This is a genomic window from Streptomyces botrytidirepellens, assembly GCF_003721215.1.
Taxonomy (GTDB): domain Bacteria; phylum Actinomycetota; class Actinomycetes; order Streptomycetales; family Streptomycetaceae; genus Streptomyces; species Streptomyces himastatinicus.
The window spans coordinates 1-6,897 of record NZ_RIBZ01000694.1 but is presented as its reverse complement, the minus strand read 5'-3'; the positions used below and the strand labels follow the sequence as shown (position 1 = coordinate 6,897).

General features: G+C 71.2%; 6 protein-coding genes and 1 pseudogene. 3 read left to right on the top strand and 4 right to left on the bottom strand.

Going from position 1 to position 6,897, the window contains the following annotated elements; translation table 11 throughout:
- Window positions 1–393 (top strand): annotated as a pseudogene (locus EEJ42_RS36060) (SAM-dependent methyltransferase); the annotation flags it as partial.
- Between the two features lie 74 nt (window positions 394–467).
- Window positions 468–1,610: an NADH-quinone oxidoreductase subunit D gene (locus EEJ42_RS36055; protein WP_123106415.1), complete on the top strand. Its 1,143-nt coding sequence runs from the start codon at window positions 468–470 to the stop codon at window positions 1,608–1,610.
- A 10-nt stretch (window positions 1,611–1,620) separates the two neighbouring features.
- Here EEJ42_RS36055 and EEJ42_RS36050 read toward each other — a convergent pair whose 3' ends face one another.
- From EEJ42_RS36050 to EEJ42_RS36035, 4 genes are all read right to left on the bottom strand, one after another.
- On the bottom strand, window positions 1,621–2,724 hold the full coding sequence (locus tag EEJ42_RS36050; protein WP_123106414.1) for a hypothetical protein: 1,104 nt from the start codon (window positions 2,722–2,724) through the stop codon (window positions 1,621–1,623).
- A 74-nt stretch (window positions 2,725–2,798) separates the two neighbouring features.
- Window positions 2,799–3,761 carry an ABC transporter substrate-binding protein gene (locus EEJ42_RS36045; RefSeq protein ID WP_184503440.1) on the bottom strand — a complete coding sequence of 321 codons (963 nt, stop codon included), beginning with the start codon at window positions 3,759–3,761 and terminating at the stop codon, window positions 2,799–2,801.
- A gap of 89 nt (window positions 3,762–3,850) precedes the next feature.
- Window positions 3,851–4,588 carry an ABC transporter permease gene (locus EEJ42_RS36040; protein ID WP_123106412.1) on the bottom strand — a complete coding sequence of 246 codons (738 nt, stop codon included), beginning with the start codon at window positions 4,586–4,588 and terminating at the stop codon, window positions 3,851–3,853.
- Entirely contained in the window at window positions 4,588–5,265 is a 678-nt protein-coding gene (locus EEJ42_RS36035; RefSeq protein WP_123106411.1) for an ABC transporter permease, read from the bottom strand. Before EEJ42_RS36035 ends, EEJ42_RS36040 begins: the two co-directional genes overlap by 1 nt.
- A gap of 129 nt (window positions 5,266–5,394) precedes the next feature.
- Between EEJ42_RS36035 and EEJ42_RS36030 the strand changes: the two genes are divergently transcribed.
- Window positions 5,395–6,552: a betaine/proline/choline family ABC transporter ATP-binding protein gene (locus EEJ42_RS36030; protein ID WP_123106410.1), complete on the top strand. Its 1,158-nt coding sequence runs from the start codon at window positions 5,395–5,397 to the stop codon at window positions 6,550–6,552.
- The last annotated feature ends 345 nt before the right edge of the window (window positions 6,553–6,897 follow it).

The window sequence follows — 6,897 nt, the reverse complement described above, 5'->3', positions numbered from 1 at the left end:
GTGCGGTGCGTGGGCGCCGGGCTCGCGGTCGCCGTGGACTACGGCCACGAGCGCGCCGCCCGGCCGCCCTTCGGCACCCTGACCGGCTTCCGGGACGGCCGCGAGGTGCGGCCGGTGCCGGACGGCTCCTGCGATCTCACGGCGCACGTGGCGCTGGACGCGTGCGCGGCCGGGACGGACGCCCGTCTGGTCCCCCAGCGCGACGCGCTGCGCCACCTGGGCCTCGACGGGGGCCGCCCGCCGCTCGCCCTGGCCTCGACGGACCCGGCCGCCTACGTACGGGCCCTGAGCGCGGCGGGCGAGGCGGCGGAGCTGCTGGACCCGGCGGGCCTGGGCGGCTTCCGGTGGCTGGTCCGGCCGGTGGGCGTGCCGTACGACGCGCTGCTCCCCTAGGGCGGGGCCGGGGCGCTGGTCCAGGGGCTGGACCCGGTTTCTGGGCGGGGCGGGTGTCGAGACAAACTGTTCCCATGACGGAGACGACAGTCGGCATCGGCGGCGCGGCGGAAAGCACCGACATGGTGCTGAACATCGGCCCGCAGCACCCGTCCACCCACGGCGTGCTGCGGCTCCGGCTGGTGGTCGACGGGGAACGCGTCCAGCACGCGGAGCCGGTGATCGGGTACATGCACCGCGGCGCCGAGAAGCTGTTCGAGGCGCGCGACTACCGCCAGATCATCATGCTCGCCAACCGCCACGACTGGCTGTCCGCCTTCTCCAACGAGCTGGGCGTCGTCCTCGCCGTCGAGCGGATGCTCGGGATGGAGGTCCCGGAGCGCGCCGTATGGGTGCGTACGCTGCTGGCCGAGCTGAACCGGGTGCTCAACCACCTGATGTTCCTCGGCTCGTACCCCCTGGAGCTGGGCGGCATCACGCCGATCTTCCACGCGTTCCGGGAGCGCGAGGACCTCCAGCACGTGATGGAGGAGATCTCCGGCGGCCGGATGCACTACATGTTCAACCGGGTCGGCGGGCTCAAGGAGGACCTGCCGGCGGGCTGGCTCGGCCGGGCCCGGGCGGCGGTGGCCGAGGTGCGGTCGCGGATGGACGTGTACGACGGGCTCGTGCTCGGCAACGAGATCTTCCGGGGGCGCACCCGCGGGGTGGGCGTCCTGTCCCCGGAGGCCGTGCACGCCTACGGGGTCAGCGGCCCCATCGCCCGCGCCTCGGGCGTGGACTTCGACCTGCGGCGCGACGAGCCGTATCTGGCGTACGGGGACCTCCAGGACACCCTCGAGGTCGTCGTGCGCGAGGAGGGCGACTGCCTGGCCCGCTTCGAATGCCTGCTGGAGCAGACCCACAACTCGCTGGCGCTCGCCGACGCCTGTCTGGACCGGCTCGCCGAGCTTCCGCCGGGGCCGATCAACCAGCGGCTGCCGAAGGTGCTCAAGGCCCCCGAGGGCCACACCTACGCGTGGACCGAGAATCCGCTCGGCCTCAACGGCTACTACCTCGTCTCGAAGGGCGAGAAGACGCCGTACCGGCTGAAGCTCCGCTCGGCCTCGTTCAACAACATCCAGGCGCTCACGGAGCTTCTGCCGGGCACGCTCGTCGCCGACATGGTGGCGATCCTGGGATCGCTGTTCTTCGTCGTCGGCGACATCGACAAGTAGGAGCCGAGCCCTACGAGATCGCGCTGCGCAGCTCCTCGATCCCGGTGGGCTCGTTGTCCTCGTGCGCGGTCAGGTCGATGACCTCGCCCACCGCGCCCTTGCGGGTCTCGGCGAGGGTTTCCGCGCCGATCACGTCGGCGAGGTCCTCCTCGGCCTCCGGTTCGGGCTCCTGCTGCTTCGGCGGGTTCTTCTGGGTGCCGAAGTAGTCGAAGCCGCTCTCCGAACGGGAGGCGGCCCGGCGGGCCGCGGCATACGGCACCACGGCGGAGGCGGCCGTACGGGCGTGCGGAGGCGGCACCGGTGAGCTGTCCGGGCCGTCACGCTCGTCGGCCGCCGGGCGCTTCCCCGGGACGGCTGCACCGTCCTCGTCCGGGTCCGCGGCCGTTCTCCCGGCCTTGCTGTCCGTCGCTTCCGCTTTCTCCTGCTCCCTGGCCTCGGCCTCGGCCTTCTCCTGCTCGGCCGCCAGGGCACGCGATTCCGCTTCGGCTCGCTCCCGCTGCTGGCGCGCGCTGGCGACGAGACGGCTCAGCGCCTCGTCGGCGCGTGCGTACGCGCTGAGGTCGAGACCGTCGCCGACGGATTCCGCCGACTCCGCCGACTCGGCGTCCGCGGCGGTCTCGCCGGACGGCTCCCCCGCGGTCAGTTCCTTCGACGGAACCGCGGCCTCCAGGGCGAGCCTGCGGCGCCCCTCCAGGGCGCTGGCGCGCTCGGTCTCGGCCGTGGCGTAGCGGCGGAGCAGCTCGGCGTGCTCGTTGCGCAGCCGGGCGAGCTCGGCCCGCTTGGCGCGGAGCCGGGTGTTGAGCGCGGTGCGCAGCTCGGCGGCCTTCTCCGCGTCGGCCTCCAGCTCCGCGATCCGCTCCTCGTACTTCATCTCCTGGCGGGCGGTCTCACTCGCGGCCTCCGCGACCCGGCGGCCGGCCGCGCGGTCCCAACGGCGCGTCAGGACCGAGCCGACGACCGCGGCGGTGGCCGCGGTCGCGGCGAGTCCACGGATCACAACCGTATCGCCGACCAGCCAGGCACCGGCGGCGCAGGTTATTGACGCGGCTGCAACCGACAGAGGGGGAAGTAGCCTGTGCAGGGGTGGGGATTGGCGGTGGCGTCCACGTGGCATGGGCCGAAACTTACCGTGCGTACGGCCGGTTTGGGGGGTCGGCAGGCCACATCCGTTGTGAATCCGTTGGCAAACTACTTCACCAACCCCTTCTCCTTGAGGTAGTCGGCCGCGACATCGGCGGGCTTGAGCCGCTCGGCGTCAACTTTCTTGTTGAGTTCGGTGAGATCGGCCGTGGTGAGTACGCGGCCGAGCTTGTTCAGCGCGTTTTCGATCTTGGGTGAACCGGCGGACTTCGCATTCACGACGGGAAGTACGTTGTCGGCATTCTGGAGATTTTTGTCGTCGTCGAGCAGGACAAGCCCGAACTGGTCGAGCGTGGCGTCCGTGGTGGTGGTCAGGACCATCTGGTCCTTGCCGTCCTTGACCGCCTGCTTGGCCTGCACGCTGCCGATGTCCAGCGGGTCGATGCCCGCGATGTCGATGCCGTAGCGCTTCTCCAACCCGGGCTGGCAGAACGGCCGCTCCGGGCATTCGTCGCCCGCCGCCAGCTTGACCTTCTGCCCGGACTTCCCCAGATCGGAGAGCGTCTTGAGGTCGTGCTCCTCGGCGAACTTCTCGCTCACCGCGAAGGCGTTCTGGTCGACCGCCTTGCCGACGTCGAGCACCTTCAGCCCGCGCGGCTCGGCGAGCTTCTTCAGCGCCTTCACCGTGTCGTCCGCGTCGGAGGAGGCCACGGGCTTGGCATTCGGCCCGTTCTTCTTCTGGTTGAGGAATTCGGCGAGCGTCGCCGCGTACTCCGGTACGACATCCATCTGACCCTTCTCCAGGGCCGGTTCATACAGTTCGCGGGTGTCCACCGTCTTGAGGGAGGTCGAGTAACCGGCGTCCTCCAGCAGCCCCGCGTACAGCTCGGCGAGGATCTTCGACTCGGCGAAGGAGGCGGTCCCGATCACCAGCGAGCCCTCCTTGCCGGGCTTGCCGGAGCCGTCGCCCCCACCGGACTTCTCCAGGCTCTCGCCGCCGCACGCGGTCGCGCCGACCGCCAGCACCACGGCGCTCGCCGCCGCCCCCGCCACTCTCAAGAACGTGCTCATGGGTTCCCCATCCATAGATATGTACGGCAGATATGTACGGCTTGGTCGCATACGAATGCGTACGGCTGCGCACCGAGGCGATGCGAGCGTTACGACGTCAGCGCGGGCGCCTTGGGCGCCTGGTCGGCGGGCGGGCGGCGGAACGCGGCCGACCGCCGCCCCGTCTTCCGCCGCATCGGGTCCAGCACCAGCCCCAGCACCACGAACACGCCCTCGACCAGCAGCGCCAGCACCGCGACCAGCACCGCCCCGGCCACCACCTGGGGCGTGTCGGTGAGCCGGAAGCCCGCCGTGATGATCCGGCCGAGCCCGCCGCCGCCGGGCAGCGCCGCCAGCGTCGCGGTGGCCACCACCTGCACCGCGGCGGTCCGCACGCCCGTCATGATCAGCGGGAACGCGAGCGGGAGTTCGACCCGGCGGATCAGCTGGCCGCCCGTCATCCCCATGCCCCGGGCCGCCTCCACGACCTCCCGGTCCGCCTCGCTCACCCCGACGTACGCGTTGGTGAGCAGCGGCGGGACGGCGAACAGCACCAGCGCGATGATCGTGGGCCACTGGCCGTGCGTGCCCAGCGGACTGAGGAGCAGCAGCACCAGCACGGCGAAGGTGGGCACCGCCCGCCCCGCGTTGGAGATGTTGACCGCGATCGCGCCGCCCTTGCCGATGTGGCCGAGCAGAACGGCCACCGGCAGCGCGACCGCGCACGAGATCGCCAGACAGACGAACGTCAGGAACAGATGCTGGCCGAGCCGGTGCCACACCCCGTCCCCACCCGACCAGTGCGACCCGGTGGCCAGCCAGTTCCACGCCTCGCCGATGACGCCCATCAGGCCCTCCTCCTCTTGCGCGCCCAGGGCGTCAGCACCCGCTGGACGCCGAGCAGAACGACGTCCGCCACGACCGCCAGCGCCACGCACAGCACCGAGGCGGTCAGCACCTGCGCCTTGAAGAAGCTGTGCATGCCCTCGTAGATGAGGTTGCCGAGCCCGCCGTAGCCGATGATCGCGCCGACCGTGGTGAGCGAGACGGTGGAGACCGTGGTGATGCGCAGCCCGGCCATCAGGGCGGGCAGCGCGAGCGGCAACTCGACGCCGAGGAGCAGCCGCAGCGGCCCGTACCCCATGCCGCGCGCGGCCTCCCGGGCGTCCTCCGGCACGGAGGCGAGGCCCGCCATGATGTTGCGCACCAGGATGGTCAGCGAATAGAGCACCAGGCCCGTGACCACGACCGCCTGGGACACCCCGAAGACCGGCAGCAGCAGCGAGAACATCGCGAGCGACGGCACCGTGTAGAGGATCGTGGTCATCCCCAGCACCGGGCCCGCCACGCCCTGTCGACGGCGGGCCAGCAGCGCGAGCGGAAAGGCGATCACGAGGCCGATCGCGACCGACGCGAGGGTGATCCCGACATGCTGAAGCGTCGCGTCCGTCAGCTCCTGACCGCGCGTGCGCACATACTCGCCGCAAATCCAATCGTTACTGATCAGACAGTTCTGGTCCGCCATACGCTCACCTCCCCCGGGCACGTGGTCGTCCAATTCCTGGGAGACCCTATCCCCGGGAGATGACAATCTCGTCCGATCGCCACACAACAGCAACAATGTCTGCCACGAATGCGGCAACAATGGGGAGCCATGATCCGTTTCGAGCATGTCACCAAGCGCTACGCCGACGGCACGACCGCCGTGGACGATCTGTCCTTCGAGGTCGCGGAGGGTGAGCTGGTCACGCTCGTAGGGCCCTCGGGCTGTGGCAAGACCACCACGATGAAAATGGTCAACCGGCTCATCGAGCCGTCCTCCGGCCGGATTCTGGTGGAGGACGAGGACATCGCCGAGACCGATCCGGTCGCGCTGCGCCGCCGTATCGGCTACGTCATTCAGCAAGTCGGTCTCTTCCCGCACAAGACCGTGCTGGAGAACACCGCGACCGTGCCGCATCTGCTGGGGTGGCAGCGGAAGAAGGGGCGGGAGCGGGCCGCCGAGCTGCTCGATCTGGTCGGACTCGACCCTTCCGTATATGGCGACCGCTATCCGGACCAGCTCTCCGGCGGCCAGCGGCAGCGGGTCGGGGTGGCGCGGGCGCTGGCGGCCGACCCTCCGGTGCTGCTGATGGACGAGCCGTTCGGGGCCGTCGACCCGGTCGTCCGCGAACATCTCCAGACGGAATTCCTGCGGCTTCAGTCGCAAGTGCGAAAGACCGTGCTTTTCGTGACGCACGACATCGAGGAGGCGGTGCGGCTCGGCGACCGCATCGCGGTGTACGGATCCGGGCGCATCGAACAGTTCGACACCCCGGCGGCCGTGCTGGGCGCGCCCGCCTCGCCGTACGTCGCCGACTTCGTCGGCGCCGACCGGGGCCTCAAGCGGCTCTCGGTCACCCCCATCGAACCCGGCGACCTCTGGCAGCCGCCCGTCGTCCACCTCGACGACCCGCTTACCAAGGCGGCCGCCCGCCTGGCCTCGGACGGCGCCCGGTGGGCCGTCGTCCTGGACGACGCGGACCACCTCCACGGCTGGATCCCGTCGGACGCGGCCGACGGGCAGGACGGGACGGTACGGGATCACGCCCGCCGGATGGAGGCATGGCTGCCGGTGGGGGCGCCGCTCAAGCAGGCGTTCAGCACGATGCTCCAGCACGACGCGGGGTGGATCGCCGTCCTGGACGGCGAACGCTTCCTCGGCGTCCTCACCCCGGGACGCCTGCACGAGGCCCTGCGCCGCTCGATCGACGCGGACGCGGGCGGAATCGCCCGCGGCGACGTACACCTCCAGACGGTGACCGACACCTGAGCCTCCCGGCACGGCCCCGGTCCGCAGTCGCCTGCACCCCGTCGGGCGGGTCAATTCCCCCACCCCGCCCCTTCCCGCAGCATCCGATATGCGGCTCCGCCGCGCGGCGGGGCAAGCCCCGGACCCCACCCGGTGCGGGGCTCGGCCCCGGCACGGGGCCAAGCGTGGGGGCGCCCCGGCGCGCCTCGCCAGGCGCGCGGGCACGTTCCGCAGGGCGGGGACCTTTCTCCTACCCGCCCCTTACCGCAGCATCCGATATGCGGCTCCGCCGCGCGGCGGGGCAAGCCCCGGACCCCACCCGGTGCGGGGCGGGGCCCCGCCACTGCGTCGGGAGGCGCTGGGCAC